Below are 19,657 nucleotides of genomic sequence, written 5' to 3' on the forward strand. Positions count from 1 at the left end.
ATGTCATCAGTGAAGCAGGCCAGGGCTCCTGCCATGGCCACACCTTGCCATCCGGGCCGGCCGGCGGTTGTGCTCGGTGCCGGGGTCGGCTACTTTCGCGCTGGTCCGCCGAGACGCCCGCCTCCCCGCCAGCGGGACCGGGGCCCGGTCATCCACCGCTGGGGTGACCGGGCCGCCCCGCCGCCCGCGTGTCCGTTTCCTGCAAGACCGGGCCGGCGCCGGTCCGTACGGTGATCGGCATGAAGACCATCGACTCCGGCGGGCTGGCCCGCGCCGAGGACTTCGTGCTGCGGAACGCACGGCTCATCGACCGGCACCGGTTCGCCCACCTGTTCCGGGGCGGCCCGGCCGCGGCGATCATCACGGCGCTGCGCCCGTACGAGAACCCCGACGGCGGCTACGGCAACGCGCTCGAACCGGACCTGCGCGGCGCGGCGAGCCAGCCGGTGCCGGCCCAGCACGCGCTGGAGTTCCTGCACGAGGCGGGCGCCGGCGACGACCCGGCGGTGGACCGCGTCACCGGCCACCTGGCGTCGATCGCGCGGCCGGACGGGGGAGTGCCGTTCGTGCTGCCGTCGGTGCGGGAGGCGCCGAGCGCGCCCTGGTGGCAGACGGCGGACGACCCGCCCGGCCACATCGTCCCGACCGGCACGCTCGCCGGGCAGCTGCACCGGATCGGCTCCGCGCACCCCTGGACGGCCGCGGCGACCGCCTTCTGCTGGGCGTGGCTGGACAAGGCGGCCGACCCGCCGCCGTACGAGACGCACGCGATCCTGACCTTCCTCGACCACGTGCCCGACCGGGAACGGGCGGAGGCGGCCTTCGCGCGGCTCCGCGAGCCGATGCGCGGCCATGTCGAGCTCGACCCGTACGCCGGGGGCGAGGCGCACTTCCCGCTCGACTTCGCGGCGGCCCCGGACGGATTCGGCCGCCGGATGTTCGACGACGCGACCATCGAGGCCCATCTGGACGCGCTCGTCGAGACGCAGGGCGAGGACGGCGGCTGGCAGGTCAACTTCCTGCGCTGGACGCCGGCCACCGGGCCCGAGTGGGCCGGCCACCTCACCGTGGAGCGCCTCAAGACCCTGCGGGCGTACGGGAGACTGAGCCCATGAGGAGAAGGAACGCATGAACGGTCTCACCCCCGACGACGTCACCCGGCACTGCCTCGGGCTGGACGAGACGACCGAGGACTTCCCCTTCGGCCTCCAGCCCGCGGTCTACCGGGTCGGCGGGAAGATCTTCGCACTGCTGTCCGAGGAGGCCGATCCGCCGAGGGTGAGCCTGAAACTGCCGCCGGACGAGGTGACGGCGCTCAAAGCGGAGTATCCCGGCACCGTCCTGCCCGGATACCACCTCAACAAGCGGCACTGGGTGACCGTGCTGCTCGAGAGCGAGGAGCTGGACCCGGGCGAGATGCGGGCGCTGGTGGACCAGGCGTACGACACGGTCGTGGCCACCCTGCCGCGCCGGTTGCGGCCCGGGTACGTCGCACCCGTGCCCGAGGCCCCCGCACGCCGTCACCGGGCCTGAGCCGGCCGGACCGGCTCTGATCAGGGGGCCGGCCCCGATCAGGCCTGGCCGGGCCGCAGGAGCGTGGTGAGGGGCGCCCCGGCCAGCTCGCGCACGTCGTGGGCCAGGTGGGCCTGGTCGGAATAGCCCGCCGCGTACGCCACGTCGGCGAGCGGCACGCCCCCGTACGCCAGCGAGAGCGCCCTCTGGAAGCGCAGCACGCGCTGCACGGTCTTGGGGCCATATCCGAAGGCGGCCAGCACGCGCCGGCGCAGCTGGCGTTCGCCGATCCCGAGGGCGTCGGCGGCGGCGCCGACCGGGAGGCCGCTCAGCCCGTCCAGCAGCGGGGCGACGATCGGGTCGGGCGGCCCCGCGGCGGCGCCGCGGTCGAGCGCCGCCCTGGCCAGCACCCGCTGCGGGTCGGCGGCCCCGGCCAGCGCCTCGCCCAGGCGGTCGGCCTCGTCCCCCCAGAGCTCCCGGAGCGGGAGGCGCCCGTCGCGGACGGCGTCGGCCGGCACCCCCAGCGCGGGCGGCGCCGCACCGGGGCCGAACCGCACGCCGATCAGGCGGTCGCCGGGCTCGAGCCGGGCCGGGACCGGCCCGGTGTCGGGCCCCGCGACCTGGATGCGGGCGTCCCTGCTCCACCAGATCAGGTCGACGCACCCGTCCGGGACGACGCGCTGCTCGAACGGGCCGCCGGCGTCGGCCGCCAGCTCGTGGCTCCACAGGCATGCCAGCCCCGACCCGGGCGGCGCCGGGCGCTCGGAATATCGGGCCGCGTTCATCCCTCCTGCATACCACTCCCCGAGATGGGCAGGTCAGGGCAGAGAGGGATATGCGGATCACCGAGGAACGCCGGGCCGCCCGGCGTTCCCCTTCAGTTGGACAAAGGAGTCGACCATGGCCACCGACCTTCAGGGCAGGACCATCGCCTTCCTCGTCGCGCCGGAGGGCGTCGAGCAGGTCGAGCTGACCGAGCCCTGGCAGGCCGTCGAGCAGGCGGGCGGGCGCCCGCGGCTGGTCTCCACGCAGTCCGGCCTCATCCAGGGCTTCGAGCACCTCGACAAGGGCGACACGTTCGAGGCGGACACCACCGTCGACGTCTCGCCGCCGGAGGAGTTCGACGGCCTGGTGCTGCCGGGCGGCGTCGCCAACCCCGACTACCTGCGCACGCAGCCCAACGCGGTGGCCTTCGTGCGCGGGTTCTTCGACACCGGCAAGCCGGTCGCCGCGATCTGCCACGCGCCGTGGACCATGATCGAGGCGGACGTGGTGCGCGGGCGCACGCTGACCTCGTGGCCGAGCCTGCGGACGGATCTGCGCAACGCCGGGGCGACGTGGGTGGACGAGGACGTCCGGATCTGCGAGGCCGGCCCGAACGTGCTCGTCACCAGCCGCAAGCCCGACGACCTCAAGGCGTTCTGCCAGGCCGCCGTCGAGGTCTTCAAGCGGTAGGCACGGGGGCGGCGCCGGAGTGATCCAGGTCACATGTCCACGTGTGGTCTAGACCTCTGACCTAGACCATTGCGTGAATCCTCGGCGACCACATCCTGCACGAATATCCGTACTAGCGGGTAACTAAGTAGCGTTGTGCGGGTGACCCGTCGAGCGAAGATTGTCAGCACCATCGGTCCCGCCTGTTCGAGCCAGGAGCAGATCCACGCCCTCGTCGAGGCCGGCGTCGACGTCGCCCGGCTCAACATGAGCCACGGCGAGCATGCCGTGCACGAGCAGGTCTACCACCGGCTGCGCGCCGCCGCCGACGCCACCGGGCGCGGCGTCGGCATCCTGGCCGACCTGCAGGGCCCCAAGATCCGCATCGGCAGGTTCCCGGACGGCCCGGTACGGCTGACGCTCGGCGACGAGTTCACCATCACCACCGAGGACGTCCCGGGCACGCGGCGCGAGGTGTCCACCACCTACCAGGGCCTGCCCGGCGACGTGAGTCCCGGCGACACCGTGCTGATCGACGACGGCCGGGTGGCGCTGGAGGTCGTCGACGTCGACGGCCCGCGGGTGCGCACCACGGTGACCGTCGGCGGCATGGTCTCCGACAACAAGGGCCTCAACCTGCCCGGCGTGCCGGTGAGCGTGCCCGCCCTCACCGACAAGGACGAGGAGGACCTGCGCTGGGCGCTGCGCCTCGGCGTCGACATGGTCGCGCTGTCGTTCGTCCGCTCGCCCGAGGACGCCGAGATCTGCTACCGGATCATGGAGGAGGAGGGCGTTCGCGTCCCCCTCATCGGCAAGATCGAAAAGCCGCAGGCGGTGGACGCGCTGCCCGAGATCGTGGCCGCGTTCGACGGCATCATGGTCGCCCGCGGCGACCTCGGCGTCGAGCTGCCGCTCGAGCAGGTGCCGATCGTGCAGAAGCGCGCCATCGAGCTGTGCCGCGAGAAGGCCCGCCCGGTCATCGTCGCCACCCAGATGCTCGAGTCGATGATCTCGGCGCCGCGGCCCACCCGCGCCGAGACCTCCGACGTCGCCAACGCCGTCTTCGAGGGCGCCGACGCGGTCATGCTGTCCGGCGAGACCAGCGTCGGGCAGTACCCGATCGAGTCGGTCGAGACCATGAGCCGCATCGTCACCACCGCCGAGAAGGCCTCGCTGCAGGCCACCCACGCGCTCGACCGCAAGCCCGAGACGGTCGGCGGCGCCATCGCCCGCGCCGCCGCCGAGGTCGGCGCGCTGGTCGGCGCCGAGGCGCTGGTCGCCTTCACCATGTCCGGCGAGACCGCGCGCCGCCTGTCGCGCTACCGGTCGCCGATCCCGCTGCTGGCGTTCACCTCGGTGTCGGCGGTGCGCGGCAAGCTCGCGCACGTCTGGGGCGTCGAGACGTTCATCGTCCCGCACGCCCACCACACCGACGACATGGTGCGCCAGGTCGAGCAGGGCCTGCTGGAGACCCGCCAGGTCCAGAAGGGCGACCGCGTCGTCATCGTGGCGGGTTCGCCCCCCGGCACCGCGGGCTCCACCAACGCCCTGCGCGTGCACCGCATCGGCGACGCCATCGCCGTCCGCGACTGACCGCCCGTCCGGGCCGGGCGGGCGCGGCGGTGACGAGGCCGCCGCGGCGGCCTTGCGGGTGACCGCTTCCGGCCACCCGGCGCATTGATCTGGTCACCTGCCGTGTTCGCTGCGTGCCCCCTGGTTGTCGCGCTGCGTGCATGGACTGGACGAGCGGGGGAACGCAAGGTGGGCTCTGTCCCGCCCCGGACGTGTGCCACCGTGGAGTTCCCGTGCCGAAGTCTGCCGTCCTGCCCGAAGTTCTCGACCCCGATCTCGATCTCGACCGGTTCGTCCGTACCGTCACCGCCGACGCCGCCCCCGTCCTGGCCTCCTCCCTGCACTCCGCCGGCTCCCGCTACCCGTGGGAGGAGATCGTCCCCGAGCTCGTCGTCCGCATCCTGGAGGGCGCGGTCGCCGGCGAGCCGTCCGGCAGCGACCGCACCCAGGTCGTGGCCGTCGCCCGTCGCTGCGCCCGCGACTGGGTCCCGCTGCAGGAGCTCGAGCACTGCTGCCAGATCGTGCTCAGCACCCTCTTCCGCCATCTTTGGAACGTGGCAAGACCGCGCGCCGCACAGGACCTGCTGGGCCTGTGCGCCGGGCTCGCGCAGCTCCTCCCGCGCGTCACCACCATGCTCCGCCGCGCCTACATCGACGAGATGGGTCGTTCGGGCGGGCGCACGGTCGCCGACCTGGTCGTGACCACGCTCTGGAACGGCGGCGACGTCGCCAGCGTGGCACGGGTCGCGGGCACCGCCCTGCCCGACCCGTGCGTGCTGGTCGCCCTGTCGCCGCTGGCGCCGCCGGACGGCGCCGAGCCCGAGCCGGCCCCGGCGGGCGGCGCGGACGCCGAGCCCGGCCGGCCGCTACCGCCCGGCCGGCCGGTCCGGTTCGGCGCGGTGCCGTCAGGGGTGCTCGGCCAGCTGCCGGGGGAGGGCCTGTGCGCCGCGTCCCCGGACCAGGAATGGCTGGTCGCGCTGCTCCCCGCGCCGCACGACGAGGACCCCGAGAGCCGTCCCGCGGTGCGCGACGCGGCCACGCGGCTCGTCGCGGCCTGCCATGCCGCGTACGGCCGCGGTTTCGTGGCCGGGCTGGCCGCGGTGACCGGCGACGACGCCAAGGCGGCGCTGGAGGAGGCCATCGGCATCGGCGGCCTGCTCGCGGGCCTCGGCGAACCCGACCAGGTGGCGTTCCTGACCGACGCGGCCGTCGGCGCCGCGCTGGCCGGGCGCGGCGACCTGCGGCACCGGCTGGAGGCCCGGCTCGCCGCGCTGCGCTCCCACGAGCCCCTGTGGGGGACGCTGCGCGCGCTCTACCGCTGCGATCTGGACCGCGGCCGTACCGCGCGCTCGCTGGGCATCCACCGCTCGACGCTCGACTACCGGCTGGGCCGGATCGAGGCGCTCGCCGGCGTCTCGCCGACGAGCGTCCAGGGCATCCTGCTCTATTCGGCCGGTTTCTATTCCGAGGGACTGAACGACGACGACCCCGATCCGTGAACGGACGGCGACACGGTGGCGGCGGATCCGACAAACGTCGAAACTGCGCCTGACAATTCCGTCAATTTGCGAACGTTCTTCTCATTCTGAAGCCGATCTCCGCTGCGTACGCTCGGCGCTGCCGCCCGGGTGACGGGCCGCCGAACCGGTGGCGGCCCGGGCGTGCCGACGAGTGGAGGACGCACCGTGTTCACCAGTCAGGAGGCGGATCTCGCCGTCGCGGGGGGCGCACCGGTCCGGACCGGACCGTGGCCCACCTACGACAAGGGCGACGTCTTCATCAGCCCAGCCGACGAGGCGGCCGTCACCGAGGCCGTCCGCACCCGCCTGTACTTCCGCTACGACCACCGGCCCTACGAGGACACCTGCACGGGCCGCTTCGAACGCGACCTGACCCGCTACTTCGGCTCCGCCCACGCCCTGGCGTGCAGCAGCGGCACCACCGCCATCGCGCTCGCGCTCATGGCGTGCGGCCTGGAGCCGGGGTCGCCGGTCGCCTGCCCGGCGTTCACCTTCGCCGCCACGCCCAGCGCGATCCTGCTCGCCGGGCACCGGCCGCTGCTCGTGGAGTGCGACGCCGACCTGCACCTGGACGTCCACGACCTCAAGCGCGCGCTCGCCGAGGGCGCCCAGGCGATCGTCGTCGTGCACATGCGCGGCTTCGCCAGCGACATGCCCGCCATCCGCGCCCTGGCCGACGAATGGAACGTGCCCGTCATCGAGGACGCGGTGCCCGCCCTGGGCGCCCGGATCGGCGACCGGTACCTCGGCACCTTCGGCCGGTTCGGCGCCTTCAGCACCCAGTCCGACAAGTCGCTGAACACCGGCGAGGGCGGCTTCCTGATCACCGACGACGCCGAGGCGCACGCCCGCGCGATCGTCTACAGCGGCGCCTACGAGGACCGCATGGCCCGCCACTTCGACGGCACGCCCCCGCCCGCCGTCGACGACCTCGCCTATCCGATCTTCTCGTTCCGCATGGACGAGATCCGCGCCGCGCTCGCCGGCGCGCTGCTCGACCGGCTCCCGCACCGGCTCGCGCTGCACCAGCGCAACTACGGCCACGTCGCCGAACGGCTGGACGGCATCGACGGCCTGGCCCTCCGCCGCCCCGTGGCGCCCGGCGCCTATCTCGGCGAGGCGCTGGTCTTCCGGCTCGAAGGGGCGACCCCGGACCAGTGCGCCTGGTTCGCGCGGGCGCTCTGCGCCGAAGGCGTGGACGCGAGGGCCCTCGGCGACCGCGGCGACAAGAACGTGCGCTCGTTCTGGAACTGGCGCTTCCTGCTCGGCGACGACGCCGACGCGGCCCGCGCGGCACTGCCACAGACCACCAGGTACGTGGGGGAGGCCATCGACGTCCCGCTGTCGGCCAATCTCGGCCTGGACGACTGCGACGACCTCGTGACCGCCGTCCGCAAGGTGCTGTCCGCGCTCGCCTGAGCCGCCGGCACCCGAAGGGAGTCCCGCATGTCCGCGCAGCCCGTGCCGAACGGCGCCCCCGACACCGCCCATCGACCCCCGAACGCCCAGACCGCCGTGCCGGCCGCCGCGACGCCGGCCGTCGCCCCGCCGGTCGCCGCCGACCCCGCCGCCCCCTCACCCGGACGCGAGCTGGCCGCCGTCCTCGCCGCCGCGTCGCCCGGCGCGTCCGAGGTGGCCCTCGACCTGCCGCTCACGCTGACGACCACCTTCCCGTTCTTCGCCGCCCGCCCCCGCTACACCGTCAGGCACCTGCTGGGCGCGCGTGACCTCGACGGCGACGAGCAGGCCTGGTACGTGAGCGAGCCGATCAGGTCCGACACCCCCGCGCAGTCCGGAGTCTCCTACGCCTCCAGCCCCGAGTCGGCGTTCGAGCCCAGGCTGGAGAGCGCCGGGCTCACCGAGGTCCGCGTCGCGGTACCGCTGCCCGACGGGCTGACCGGCCACCCCGACCTGTTCGGCGCCTACGTCGACCGCCGCGTCGTCGTCCGGCTCTGCACCGCCGAGAACGAGGTCCTGCTGCACGGCAGCGCCGACGAGGCCGTCACCGGGCTGCTCAACGTGCGCGGCCGCCGCACCGCCCGGGGGCGCGGCGGCCTCGCCGCCGACGTCGCCTGGGCCGCCGCCCTGGTCGAGGAGACCGGCGGCTCCTGCGACGGCATGGTGGTGCACCCGGACGTCTACTGGCGGCTCACCCTCGACGGCAGGCTCACCCACCTCAACGCCGTCGGAGTGCGGGTCTCCCGCACCCGCATGATCGACCGGCACCAGGCGCTGTTCGGCGACTTCCGCGCCGTCGCGACGCTGCTCGACCCGGCCCGCTCCCGGCTGGTCCTGCGCCGCGGCGGGGACGGCGCCCCCGACGTCGTCGAGGCGTACTGCCAGGTGGGGCTGGCCGTCCACCTGCCCCAGCACCTGGTGCTCGCCGACCTGGGGGAGGCCCTCCGGTGAAGGTCCTCTACATCACCGGCTGGTGCCGGTCGGGCAGCACGCTGCTCGGCAACATCCTCGGCGAGCTCCCGCGCGTCGCCCACGCGGGGGAGCTGTCCTACCTGTGGTCGAACGGGGTCCTCGGCACCGGCACCAACCCCACCTGCGGCTGCGGCGAGGACCTCCGGGCGTGCCGCGTCTGGGGCAAGGCGCTGGCGCTCACCGCCGCGGACGAGGCCGGCCTGCGCGAGATCGCGGCCGACCGCGTCCGGCGGCACCAGGCCCACCTGCGCACCCGGCACACGCGGCGGCGGCTCGCGGAGGCGCGGGGGAGGGCGGCCCCGGACGCCGGCGTGCGGGCCACCCTCACCGCCATGACCACGCTGTACGAGACGGCCGCGGACGTCCTCGGCGCGGACGTCCTGGTGGACAGCTCCAAGTTCCCCGCCGAGGCCGCGGCACTGTGCGGCCTGGACGGGATCGACGCCCGCGTCCTCCACCTCGTCCGCGACCCGCGCGCCACCGCCTACTCCTGGCGCCGCGCCAAGGCCTACATCCCCGCCATGGACGTACGCCGCAGCACCGCCTACTGGACCGGCTTCAACATCGCGTCCCAATGGATCGGCGCAGCCTTCCCCGACCGGTACCGCAGGCTCCGCTACGAGGACTTCACCACCGACCCGGCCCGCGTCCTCGCCGCCCTCGTCCGCTGGGCGGGCCTGCCCGGCACGCCGCCCGTCACCGCCGGCGGCGTGGCGACCCTCGGCGAGAACCACACCGTCACCGGCAACCCCGACCGGCTCCAGCGCGGCGACGTCCGCATCAGGCCGGACGACGCCTGGGTCGCCGGGCTGCCCCGCGGCGAGACCCTCACCAGCACCCTCATCGCCGCGCCCCTCCTGCGCCGCTACCGCTACCCGCTGATCCCCCGAGAAAGGTGACCATGGACCTCGGACTGACCGGCAAGGTCGCCCTGGTGGCCGGCGGCGGCAGCGGGCTCGGCCGCGCCGTCGCCCGCCGGCTCGCCGCCGAAGGCGCCGACGTCGCGATCTGCGGCCGCGACCCCGGCCGGCTCGCCGCCGCCGCACAGGAGATCGACGCCGCCGGGCCCGGGCGCGTCTGGAGCCGCGCCCTCGACCTCACCACCGACGGCGCCCCCGAGGAATGGGTCGAGGAGACCGTCCGCCACGCCGGCGCCCTGCACGTCGTCGTCACCAACGGCGCCGGCCCGCGCCCCGGCCCGGTGGACACCTTCACCCCCGCCGACTACCGGGCCGCGCTCGACACCGCGTACATCCCGCACGTCGCCCTCGCCCTGGCCGCCCTGCCGCACCTTCGCGCCGCCGCCTGGGGACGCGTCCTGATGATCACCTCCGAGACCGTGCGGCGGCCCATCCCGCGCTACGGCCTGTCGAACGCGACACGCCCCGGCCTCGTCGGTTTCGCCAAGTCCCTCGTCCACACGCTCGGCGCGGGCGACATCACCGTCAACGTGCTCGCCCCCGGCTACCACCGCACCCCCGCGCTGGAACGCCAGTTCGGCGACCCGGACGCGGCCGTCGCCGAGATCGCCAAGGGGATACCGCTCGGCCGGGTGGGCGACCCCGACCAGTTCGCCGCGGTGGCCGCCTTCCTCGCCTCCGAACACGCCGGATTCGTCACCGGCACCGTGCAACTCGTCGACGGCGGCGCCAACGAGGGCATCCCGTGACCGCACCCGCGACGGAGTCACGGGCCTGGACGGGCGCCTTCGCGGGACTGTGCGCGGCCGTGCTGCTCACCTTCACCGCGTTCGGCGCCGCCGTGCCGGTGCTGCCCCGCCTGATCACCACCGAGCTGGACGGGGGCCCCCTCGTCGTCGGCGCCGCGTTCGGGATCTCCGCCGTCGCCGCGCTGCTCAGCCGCCCCTACGTCGGGCGGCTGGCGCAGCGCGGCGACGTCCGCACGGTCATCGCGGCGGGAGCGGCCACCGCGGCCCTCGTCGGCGCCGGGTACGCGGGGGCCGCCGCGCTGGGCGGCACGGCCGGCACCGGCTCGCTGCTCGTGCTGCGCGTGATCATGGGCGTCGCGGAGGCCGCGACGTTCACCGCGGGCTCGCTCTGGGTGGTCTCGCTCGCGCCCGAGGACCGGCGCGGCCAGCTCGTCGGCTGGTACGGCCTGTCGATGTGGGGCGGCTGGACGCTCGGCCCCCTGATCGGCGAGACACTGCGCCGCGAGAGCGGCTACGGCGCCGTGTGGCTCTTCCACATCATGCTGCCCCTCCTGGCCGTCCCGCTCGCGCTGCGCCTGCCCGCTCCCGACCTGGGCGGCGGAGGCGTCTCCCGCAGCCTGATCCCGCGGCCCGTGCTGCTGCCCGGCACCGCCCTGGCCCTCGCGGCGGTCGGCTACGCGGCGCTCGCCGGCTTCGTCGTCCTGCATCTGGAGGAACGCGGCGTGGGCGGCGGCCCGCTCGCCCTCACCCTCTTCGGCGCCGCCTACATCGTGGTCCGCCTGCTGTGCGGGCGCCTGCCCGACCGCGCCGGGGCCGCCCGCATCGCGGTGGCGGCCGGCCTGGTGGAGGCGGCCGGCCTCGCCCTGATCGCCGCAGCCACGACCCCCTGGGCGGCCGGGCTCGGCGCGGCGGTGATGGGGGCCGGATTCACGCTCCTCTACCCGTCCCTCGCGCTGCTGGTCATCAACCGTTCCGACGCCTCCGAACGCGGCGCGGCCCTCGGCGCGTTCACCTCGTTCTGGGACCTGGGGCTCGGCGCGGCAGGCCTGCTCACCGGCGCCATCGCCACCGGCCTCGGCTACCCGGCCGTCTTCGCCGCCGCCGCCCTCACCGCCCTCGCCGCCGCCCTCACCGGCCACCTCGCCGGCCGCCCCGCCCCCCACCCGGCCCACGACCACCCATCGACGGCCACCTGATCAGTACTTGGGCCCCACGAACTCATCCAGACGCGCCACCCCCTCCCGCCTGGCCACCGAGATGGTCGTACGGTTCATCTGCTTCCACGGGATCTCGAGCGCGTCGAGCGCCTCGGCGAAAAGCACCTGGATGTCGAGGGAGAGGTTGGTGAAGTTGTAACGCGGATATTCGTACCAACGCTCCCCGGACGGAAGCTGCCTCCGGACCCTGTTGGTGAAGCGGCTTCCATCCGAGTGGAGAAGCCCGCGGACGAACCGCTCGGGGTGCCTCGCCACGATGGTCTGCTGCCACATCGCCAGTTCCACTTTGCGCAGGTGCTTCTTGCCCGGCGAATGCTGAGGAAACAGACAGGGCCAGTGCTTGGAGTGGCTGTTGACCTCGGTGCAGCCTTCGCGCGGAATGAGGCGCACCTTGTTGTGCGGATGGATCGCTCTGATCGCGGCCTCGCACTCGTGCATGACCCCAGGCCAGGCGTTCGCGCAGGAGATCCGGAGCGCCCAGATTCCTTTGCCGGGGTCTGAGACGGGACTGATGCAGCCGTCCCCCAGATACTGGCCCAGCAGATACGCGTAGTCCCTTTCGGGCTGAGGGCCGCTGGGAGAGCCCGTGCACCGGGGACAGTCACGGGCGCCCGCGACATAGAGGTCACGGCCCTGTTCCGTTCTTAACCGCCACTCACGCAACGCGAAGCGGGAAATGCCGGTGCGGCGGCTCACCTCGCTGATGTTGAGACCAGAAGAGAGGAGTCCGAGAGCGCGATCACGCACTGTGCTGTCGTACATGCGGACAGTGTCGCACCTGGGTGCGACAAGACCGCCGGCCGTAACGGTCGGCAAGGTGCCCCGAGTGGGATTCGAACCCACACTGAACGGTGTTTGAGACCGCACTCTCTGCCGGTTGGAGTATCGGGGCAGGGCGTTCAGGCAGATCATATGCGCGGTGGCAAGATCTTTCGGTCCCCGGTAGTGACCTGCCGAGGACCAGGGTAGCGGGTCCCGGTAGTCTCGTGCGCGTGACGGAGAGCGCGCGACGTGTGGTGATCGCTGAGGACGAGGCACTGATCCGCCTGGACCTCAAGGAGATGTTGCAGGAAGACGGCTACGAGGTCGTCGGCGAGGCCGGGGACGGCGAGACCGCCGTGCGGCTGGCCGCCGAGTTCAAGCCGGATCTGGTGATACTCGACGTCAAGATGCCCGTGCTCGACGGGATCTCGGCGGCCGAGCGGATCTCCGCCGACCGCATCGCGCCGGTCGTCATCCTCACCGCGTTCTCGCAGCGCGAGCTGGTGCAGCGGGCGACCGAGGCCGGTGCCATGGCCTATCTGGTCAAGCCGTTCACCAAGACCGACCTCGCCCCGGCCATCGAGATGGCCGTCAGCCGTTACACCGAGCTGCGCGCCCTGGAGGCCGAGGTCGCCGGGCTGCAGGACCGGCTCGAGACCCGCAAGGTGGTGGATCGCGCCAAGGGGCTGCTGCAGGAGGCGAACGGCTGGACCGAACCGGAGGCGTTCCGCTGGATCCAGAAGACGTCCATGGATCGGAGGCTCACCATGCGCGCCGTGGCCGACGCGGTCCTCGCCGGGGCCCTCGGCAAGCCCGCCGACGAGGCCCCCGACGCCTGATCCGGAGCCGCTTCGGAAGGCCTTCCAGGTGGGGTGGGGTGCCGGACTCCACATTCGGGGAATGTTCGGCGTACATTCATGGGATGTCTGTGTCGATTGGTGACACTCCGTAATCAGCCCATGTACGGGCCGGTGTTCTATGGGCACGGAGCCGTAACGAAGGGGTAACCCTTCTGCCCTTGGATGCTGATCTGTGATGTCTCGTCGGTGTACTAACGACAGGTCCCCGAGTGACCGCTTTCACCCGCTGAGGGCGAGACGTGGGGCTTGACACTCGTACCCGATCCGATTCAAGGATCCGGATGAAAGGTTGGGCACCTTGCGGCGCAACATGATGAGAGTCACCGGAGCGGTGGCGATGAGCGCGGTGCTGGCGCTCGGTGCGGCCGCCTGCGGTGGCGATGACAGCGGCGGCGGCGGCGACACCCTGAACATCGGGTTCATGGGTGACCTTTCGGGGCCGGACTCGGCCATCGTCATCCCGCCGTTCAACGGCGCGCAGCTGGCGGTGGACCAGTACAACGCGACGAACCCGAAGAAGAAGATCAAGCTCATCCGCTACGACACGCAGGGCAAGGAGAACCAGGCCGCGGCGCTGGCTCCGAAGGCGATCAAGGACGACAAGATCGTCGCGATCATCGGCCCGGCGTTCTCGGGCGAGTCCAAGGCGGCCAACGGCATCCTGGAAAAGGGCAAGGTCGCGATGATCACGCCGTCGGCGACCAACCCCGACCTGTCGAAGGCGGGCCACAAGTACTGGCACCGCCTCGTCGCGACGGACGCGGCGCAGGGCGCGGGCATCGCCGAGGCCCTGATCAAGGCCAAGTCGCCGAAGAAGGCCTACGTCATCAACGGCAAGAAGGCCTACAGCATCGGTATCGGTGACTTCGCCTTCAACGCGTTCAAGGGCAAGGGCATCGACACCCAGCGCGACCAGATCGACGAGACGGCGTCGGACTTCTCCTCGACCGTCACCAAGGTCGCGGCGGCCAAGCCGGACGTCATCTTCTACGGCGGCTACTACTCCGAGGGCGGCAAGCTGCTCAAGCAGCTCCGTGACGGCGGCGTGACGGCCCTCTGGGCTTCGGGCGACGGCTCGCTCGACGCCAAGCTGGTCGAGGCGGCGGGTGCCAAGCAGGCGGAGAACGCCCTGCTCGGCTGCCCCTGCTTCATCCCGTTCGGTGAGCAGACCGACCCGACCCTGGTCAAGTTCGTCACGGACTACAAGGCGAAGGTCAACACCAACCCGGCGATCTACTCCACCGAGGGCTACGACGCCGCGAGCTCGTTCGTCGCGGCGATCAAGGCGGGCAACGAGACCGGGGAGAAGATCAACACCTTCCTGGGCACCTACTCGGCGAAGGGTGTCTCCAAGGACATCAAGTGGGCTCCCGACGGTGAGCTCGCGACGACCACGATCCACCTGTACCAGGTGCAGGGCGGGGCGATCAAGTGGCTCGGTACGTCCGCTGAGGCCAAGCCGAAGAGCTGACGCTCGGTTGCCACGGATGTGACGGCGCAAGGGCGGGAGCGCTACCGCGCTCCCGCCCTTGTCAGTCGGACGACGGATCGTCGTCCCCGTCTTGAAGGCGAAACCCATTGCTCAACGACTTCATCAACCAGTTCTGGCCGTCCACGGTGGGCGGCCTGACCGTCGGAGCCATCTACGCGCTGATCGCGCTGGGCTACACGCTGGTCTACGGTGTCCTTCGACTGATCAACTTCGCGCACTCCGAGATCTTCATGATCGGTACGATCGCGGCGTTGTTCACCGTCACGGAGATCATCGGCCTGACCTCGCCCGCCGGCGGCATCGCGATGATCGGCGTCCTGCTGCTGATCATGGTGATCGCGATGGCGGCCTCGGGTGGCGCGGCGGTCCTCCTCGAGCTCGTCGCCTACCGGCCCCTGCGTAAAAAGGGCGCCTCGCGGCTTGCCGCACTGATCTCGGCGATCGGTGCCTCGTTCTTCCTCCAGGAGCTGTTCGCCCTGGAGGTCATCCCCAGGCTGTTCGACCGGCCGGAGGGCCGTAACCAGATCGGGGCGCCGCGCCTCGTCGAACGCGACAAGGTCTTCGAGATCTTCGGCGCGACGGTCCGGCTCGACCACATCATCGTGATCGTCGCCGCCGTGGTGATGATGATCGCCCTCGACCAGTTCGTGAACCGGACCAAGGTCGGCCGTGGAATCCGCGCCACCGCGCAGGACCCCGAGACGGCCGTCCTCATGGGCGTCAACATCGACAACGTCGTGCGGACCACGTTCCTGCTGGGCGGCGCCATGGCCGGTGTCGCCGCGGTCCTCTACCTCGTCGAGTTCGAGCTGACCGTCTTCAACGTCGGGTTCGTGCTGGGCGTCAAGGCGTTCACCGCCGCGGTGCTCGGCGGCATCGGCAACCTGCGGGGCGCGCTGCTCGGCGGGTTCGCGCTGGGCCTGATCGAGAACTGGGGCGCGATCTTCTTCGGATCCGAGTGGAAGGACGTCATCGCGTTCACCGTCCTCGTGGTCATCCTCATGTTCCGTCCCACCGGCATCCTCGGTGAATCCCTGCAGCAGGCGCGCGCATGAACCTCAAACAGTCACTCAGTTCAGGGAGCGGTGTGTCCGACCGGATCCGCGACTGGTGGGCCGGGGCCGCCTGGTACTACCGCTGGGCGATCTACCTTCTCCTGCTCCTCTTCGTGCTGTTCGTCCTGCCGAGTGAGGGCGTCAAGTCGTTCATGTCGCCGGAGACCGACTGGGTCACCACGCTGTGGGACCCGATCGGCCTGTACATCCTGCTGGCGCTGGGGCTCAACATCGTGGTCGGCCAGGCCGGCCTGCTGGACCTGGGGTACGTGGCGTTCTTCGCCATCGGCGCCTACAGCGTCGGCGTGCTCGGCGGCCTGCACGGCTGGCCGTTCTGGGCCACGGTCGTCGCGGCCCTCGCCATCGCCGCGCTCTCGGGCATCCTGCTCGGCGCGCCGACGCTGCGGCTGCGCGGCGACTACCTGGCGATCGTGACGCTGGGCTTCGGTGAGATCATCCGCATCGTCGCCCGCAACACCACCGCGATCGGCGACTCGCGCGGCATCTCCGACCTGCCGCGGCCACCGACGATGTTCGGCCTGGACTTCAACGACGTGCTGGACGTCAAGCCGTTCTACTACCTGGTCGTCGCGATGATCGTCGTGGTCATCGTCGTCTCGGTGCGGCTCAACAACAGCCGTGTCGGGCGTTCCTGGGCCGCGATCCGCGAGGACGAGGACGCCGCCGAGCTCATGGGCGTGCCGACGTTCAAGTTCAAGCTGCTGGCGTTCTTCATCGGCGCGATGGTCGGCGGTCTCGCCGGCACCGGCCAGATGGGCGGCCCGCAGGGCTACATCCAGCCGGAGAACTTCACGTTCATCCTGTCGGCGACGATCCTGGTCTGTGTCGTCTTCGGTGGTTCGGGCAACATTCCGGGTGTGATCCTGGGCGCGTTCATCATCGCCTGGCTGCCGGAGCGTTTCCGGTTCCTGGACGAGTACCGTTACATGCTGTTCGGCGCGGTGCTCGTGCTCATGATGATCCTGCGGCCGGAGGGCCTGCTCCCGTCGAGACGGCGCAAGGCCGAGCTCAAGGAGGGCACCGGCGGGATGGGCGCCATGGGCGCCGAGGTGGCCGGTCCCGGGACCGCGGCGTCGTCGGAGGTGAGCAAGTGAGCGACGTGAGCATCGAGAAGACCCCCGGCACGCCGGGGGAGGAGGCCGCGGCCGCGCGCCCGCTGCTGGAGCTGGCCGACGTCACGATGCGCTTCGGCGGCGTGGTGGCGCTCAAGCAGGTGCGGCTCACCGTCAACACGGGCGAGATCTTCGCCCTGATCGGGCCGAACGGCGCCGGCAAGACCACGGTGTTCAACGTGACCACCGGGGTCTACAAGCCGACCGAGGGCGCGATCGTCTTCGACGGCCAGCGCATCAGCGGCATGAAGCGCTTCAAGGTCACCAAGCGCGGGGTCGCCCGCACGTTCCAGAACATCCGGCTGTTCCACAACATGTCGGCGCTGGAGAACGTGATGGTGGGCGCGGACGCGCACCACAAGACGGGCGCGATCGGCGCGATCCTGGGGCTGCCGTGGCACCACAAGGAGGAGCGCCGGGGCCGTGAGCGTGGTCTGGAGCTGCTGGAGTTCGTCGGCATCGCAGGCAACGCGCACAGCACCGCCAAGAACCTCTCCTACGGTGACCAGCGGCGGCTCGAGATCGCCCGCGCGCTGGCGACCGAGCCGAAGCTGCTGCTGCTGGACGAGCCGGCGGCGGGCATGAACCCCGCCGAGAAGGTGGCGTTGCAGGGCCTCATCCGCAAGATCCGCGACACCGGGGTCACCGTGCTGCTCATCGAGCACGACATGGGACTGGTGATGAACATCGCCGACCGGATCGCGGTGCTGGACTTCGGCCAGAAGATCGCCGAGGGCCTGCCCCACGAGGTGCAGAGCAACCCGAAGGTGATCGAGGCGTACTTGGGGGCTCCCGCCGATGCTTCTTGAGATCGAGGACATCTACGTCCACTACGGCAAGATCGAAGCGCTCAAGGGCGTGTCGCTGACGGTCGACGAGGGTGAGATCGTGACCCTCATCGGCGCCAACGGCGCGGGCAAGAGCACCACGCTGAAGACGATCTCCGGCCTGCGGCCGCTGTCGTCCGGCCGGATCACCTTCGACGGCAAGGACATCAGCAAGGTCCCGGGCCACAAGCGGGTGCTGCTCGGCATCGGCCAGTCGCCGGAGGGCCGGGGGATCTTCCCTGGCATGACGGTCGAGGAGAACCTCCACATGGGCGCGTACGCCCGCAAGGGGGAGCTCACCGAGGACTTGGCCGAGGTGTACGACCTGTTCCCGCGGCTCGGCGAGCGCAAGAAGCAGATGGGCGGCACCATGTCCGGCGGCGAGCAGCAGATGCTCGCCATCGGGCGGGCGCTGATGACCAAGCCCAAGGTGCTGCTGCTGGACGAGCCGTCCATGGGGCTGGCGCCGATGCTGATCCAGCAGATCTTCAAGATCATCGAGGAGATCAACCGGCGCGGCACCACGGTCCTGGTGGTCGAGCAGAACGCCCGGCAGGCGCTCTCGCTGGCGCACCGCGCGTACGTCATCGAGACCGGCAGGGTCATCAAGTCCGCGCCCGCCGCGGAACTGCTGGCCGACCCGGACGTCCAGGCCGCCTACCTCGGTGGCGACCTGGACATCGAGGAGGCCGCGGCCCAGGCCGCCGCCGAGGACGACGCCCCGGCCGACACCGCGCCGGACGGCACCGCCACCGACACGCCGGCGGCGGACACGTCCAAGCGCGAGGGCCAGAGCTGACGGCGGCGCCGCCGGACGGCTGAACGGCTGGAAACGGAGGCCGTGACCGCGGGATCACCCCCCGCGGGCACGGCCTCCGTCGCGCGCCGGGGTGTCACGGCTCGCCGCGGGCGGGGCGGGGTGTCACGCCAGCTTGAGGTCGGTGCCCTCCAGGTCCTTCATGTCGGTGAGCGTGGAGCCCCCGAACAACTTCAGCGACGCGGGCCGGGCGGTCTTGGGGATGTCGTACCAGAGGTCCATCTCCACCCGCATCGCGGCGCCCAGGTCGAGCTTGAACGGCTGCCGCTTGATGATCATCGCGTCGTAGTCGGGCTTGCTCGCCGAGCCGTCGGACGCGACCAGCCGCTGCTTGTCGACGTCCACGAGCGTGGTGGTCCGCCCGTTGTTGACCATCTCCACCCGGACGCGGACGTACTGCCCCTCGGGCTTCATGTTGGCGTGGCTGCCGGTGATCTCGGGCAGCGTGGTGATCCCGATGGCCTTGAACGCGGTGTCGCCGTCGGAGACGGGCGCGATCTTCAGCACCTTCTCGTCGGGCCGCACGGGCCGCGGCGAGAGTTCGTAGGTCGGCGCCGCCTCGGGGGAGCCGTCGTCCCCCGAGCAGCCGCTCGCCAGTCCCAGCACGGCCCCGAACGCCGCCACGAGAACGATCATCCGCATGCCGCGACCGTAAGCAGGCGCCTCGTCCGCCGGGAACACCGGAGACGTTTTTGCAACCTAACCGCAACCGGTGATCGCCTTTAGCCGGTTGCGGCGGGGCGAGGGGAGGGGAGGGGAGGGGAGGGCGGGAACGGCTCCGGACATGATTCGGGCCCGGGACCACCTTTGGGGCCGTACGGGCCTTCCCCGGTCGCGTACGTTGTCTACTCGGTGATCCCGGGCCGTTCCGAACCACGCTACCGATCGTTCGGGGCCGTCCGCAAAGGAAGTGGCGGACTCCGGCCGCACGAACCCCGGCCGGGCGGCGCGTCAGGGCGCCGGGGGAGCGTCGCGCAGCATGCAGGTGAGGCGCGCGGTGCACACCCGCCGGTCCTGGTCGTCGGTGATCGCGATGTCGAACGTGGCGAGCGTGCGGCCCGCGTGCACCCGGGTGGCGACGGCCGTGACGAAGCCCTCGGTCGCCGGCCGGTGGTGGGTGGCGTTGATCTCGACGCCGACCGCGATGCGGCCCTCGCCCGCGGTGAGCGCGGCCCCGGCGGACCCGATCGACTCGGCCAGGACGCAGGAGGCGCCGCCGTGCAGGATCCCGTACGGCTGGGTGTTGCCCTTGACCGGCATCCGGCCCACCACGCGCTCGGGGGAGGCCTCGAGGTACTCGATCCCCATCATCCGGGCGAGGTCCCCGTGCGAGTCGACGCCCGCCTCCGCGAGGATC

The 19,657-nt window shown here is 71.8% G+C and carries 20 protein-coding genes and 1 tRNA gene; 16 read left to right on the forward strand and 5 right to left on the reverse strand.

Annotated features, from left to right (window positions below; all coding sequences use genetic code 11):
* The first annotated feature begins 239 nt into the window (after positions 1–239).
* Positions 240–1,115 (forward strand): hypothetical protein, encoded by an 876-nt coding sequence (locus tag ABZ810_RS19520; protein ID WP_358404749.1) that lies wholly within the window; start codon positions 240–242, stop codon positions 1,113–1,115.
* 13 nt (positions 1,116–1,128) lie between these two features.
* Positions 1,129–1,533: an MmcQ/YjbR family DNA-binding protein gene (locus ABZ810_RS19525; RefSeq protein ID WP_358404751.1), complete on the forward strand. Its 405-nt coding sequence runs from the start codon at positions 1,129–1,131 to the stop codon at positions 1,531–1,533.
* Positions 1,534–1,571: 38 nt separating this feature from the next.
* Here ABZ810_RS19525 and ABZ810_RS19530 read toward each other — a convergent pair whose 3' ends face one another.
* Positions 1,572–2,297 carry a helix-turn-helix domain-containing protein gene (locus tag ABZ810_RS19530; protein WP_358404753.1) on the reverse strand — a complete coding sequence of 242 codons (726 nt, stop codon included), beginning with the start codon at positions 2,295–2,297 and terminating at the stop codon, positions 1,572–1,574.
* Between the two features lie 115 nt (positions 2,298–2,412).
* Here ABZ810_RS19530 and ABZ810_RS19535 point away from each other — a divergent pair, with 115 nt between their 5' ends.
* The 8 genes from ABZ810_RS19535 to ABZ810_RS19570 all read left to right on the forward strand — a co-directional run bounded on the left by ABZ810_RS19535 (position 2,413) and on the right by ABZ810_RS19570 (position 11,333).
* Complete coding sequence (locus ABZ810_RS19535; protein ID WP_358404754.1) at positions 2,413–2,967, forward strand: type 1 glutamine amidotransferase domain-containing protein; 555 nt, start codon at positions 2,413–2,415, stop codon at positions 2,965–2,967.
* Between the two features lie 141 nt (positions 2,968–3,108).
* Positions 3,109–4,539 carry a pyruvate kinase gene (gene pyk, locus ABZ810_RS19540; RefSeq protein ID WP_358404756.1) on the forward strand — a complete coding sequence of 477 codons (1,431 nt, stop codon included), beginning with the start codon at positions 3,109–3,111 and terminating at the stop codon, positions 4,537–4,539.
* Between the two features lie 212 nt (positions 4,540–4,751).
* On the forward strand, positions 4,752–6,017 hold the full coding sequence (locus ABZ810_RS19545) for a helix-turn-helix domain-containing protein (protein ID WP_358404759.1): 1,266 nt from the start codon (positions 4,752–4,754) through the stop codon (positions 6,015–6,017).
* Positions 6,018–6,203: 186 nt separating this feature from the next.
* Positions 6,204–7,457 (forward strand): aminotransferase class I/II-fold pyridoxal phosphate-dependent enzyme, encoded by a 1,254-nt coding sequence (locus tag ABZ810_RS19550; RefSeq protein WP_358404761.1) that lies wholly within the window; start codon positions 6,204–6,206, stop codon positions 7,455–7,457.
* Between the two features lie 27 nt (positions 7,458–7,484).
* A complete protein-coding gene (locus tag ABZ810_RS19555) occupies positions 7,485–8,447 on the forward strand; it encodes a family 3 encapsulin nanocompartment shell protein (protein ID WP_358404763.1) in 963 nt (320 codons plus the stop codon).
* Positions 8,444–9,367, forward strand: a complete 924-nt coding sequence (locus ABZ810_RS19560; protein WP_358404766.1) for a sulfotransferase — start codon at positions 8,444–8,446, stop codon at positions 9,365–9,367. The genes ABZ810_RS19555 and ABZ810_RS19560 overlap by 4 nt, the downstream gene beginning before the upstream one ends.
* Before the next feature lie 2 nt (positions 9,368–9,369).
* Positions 9,370–10,137: an SDR family oxidoreductase gene (locus ABZ810_RS19565; protein WP_358404769.1), complete on the forward strand. Its 768-nt coding sequence runs from the start codon at positions 9,370–9,372 to the stop codon at positions 10,135–10,137.
* Positions 10,134–11,333: an MFS transporter gene (locus ABZ810_RS19570; protein WP_358404770.1), complete on the forward strand. Its 1,200-nt coding sequence runs from the start codon at positions 10,134–10,136 to the stop codon at positions 11,331–11,333. The genes ABZ810_RS19565 and ABZ810_RS19570 overlap by 4 nt, the downstream gene beginning before the upstream one ends.
* Here ABZ810_RS19570 and ABZ810_RS19575 read toward each other — a convergent pair whose 3' ends face one another.
* Positions 11,334–12,116 carry a transcriptional regulator gene (locus ABZ810_RS19575; protein WP_358404772.1) on the reverse strand — a complete coding sequence of 261 codons (783 nt, stop codon included), beginning with the start codon at positions 12,114–12,116 and terminating at the stop codon, positions 11,334–11,336.
* Between the two features lie 56 nt (positions 12,117–12,172).
* Positions 12,173–12,246, reverse strand: a tRNA-Leu gene (locus ABZ810_RS19580).
* A gap of 94 nt (positions 12,247–12,340) precedes the next feature.
* On the opposite strand from ABZ810_RS19580, the gene ABZ810_RS19585 reads away from it, so the two are divergent.
* The 6 genes from ABZ810_RS19585 to ABZ810_RS19610 all read left to right on the forward strand — a co-directional run bounded on the left by ABZ810_RS19585 (position 12,341) and on the right by ABZ810_RS19610 (position 18,282).
* Entirely contained in the window at positions 12,341–12,955 is a 615-nt protein-coding gene (locus ABZ810_RS19585; RefSeq protein WP_358404774.1) for a response regulator, read from the forward strand.
* Between the two features lie 331 nt (positions 12,956–13,286).
* Positions 13,287–14,447 (forward strand): branched-chain amino acid ABC transporter substrate-binding protein, encoded by a 1,161-nt coding sequence (locus tag ABZ810_RS19590; RefSeq protein ID WP_358404776.1) that lies wholly within the window; start codon positions 13,287–13,289, stop codon positions 14,445–14,447.
* Positions 14,448–14,554: 107 nt separating this feature from the next.
* Positions 14,555–15,523, forward strand: coding sequence for a branched-chain amino acid ABC transporter permease (locus ABZ810_RS19595; RefSeq protein ID WP_358404778.1), 969 nt, complete (start codon positions 14,555–14,557; stop codon positions 15,521–15,523).
* 32 nt (positions 15,524–15,555) lie between these two features.
* A complete protein-coding gene (locus ABZ810_RS19600; RefSeq protein ID WP_358404780.1) occupies positions 15,556–16,638 on the forward strand; it encodes a branched-chain amino acid ABC transporter permease in 1,083 nt (360 codons plus the stop codon).
* 86 nt (positions 16,639–16,724) lie between these two features.
* Complete coding sequence (locus ABZ810_RS19605) at positions 16,725–17,465, forward strand: ABC transporter ATP-binding protein (RefSeq protein WP_358405506.1); 741 nt, start codon at positions 16,725–16,727, stop codon at positions 17,463–17,465.
* Positions 17,455–18,282, forward strand: a complete 828-nt coding sequence (locus ABZ810_RS19610; RefSeq protein ID WP_358404782.1) for an ABC transporter ATP-binding protein — start codon at positions 17,455–17,457, stop codon at positions 18,280–18,282. Before ABZ810_RS19605 ends, ABZ810_RS19610 begins: the two co-directional genes overlap by 11 nt.
* 123 nt (positions 18,283–18,405) lie before the next feature.
* On the opposite strand, the gene ABZ810_RS19615 is transcribed toward ABZ810_RS19610, so the two are convergent.
* Entirely contained in the window at positions 18,406–18,942 is a 537-nt protein-coding gene (locus tag ABZ810_RS19615) for a DUF4352 domain-containing protein (protein WP_358404785.1), read from the reverse strand.
* Between the two features lie 309 nt (positions 18,943–19,251).
* Positions 19,252–19,611, reverse strand: a complete 360-nt coding sequence (locus ABZ810_RS19620; protein ID WP_358405507.1) for a hotdog fold thioesterase — start codon at positions 19,609–19,611, stop codon at positions 19,252–19,254.
* Positions 19,612–19,657: the final 46 nt, after the last annotated feature.

It is taken from the genome of Spirillospora sp. NPDC047279 (genome assembly GCF_040643285.1).
In the GTDB taxonomy this organism is placed as follows: domain Bacteria; phylum Actinomycetota; class Actinomycetes; order Streptosporangiales; family Streptosporangiaceae; genus Spirillospora.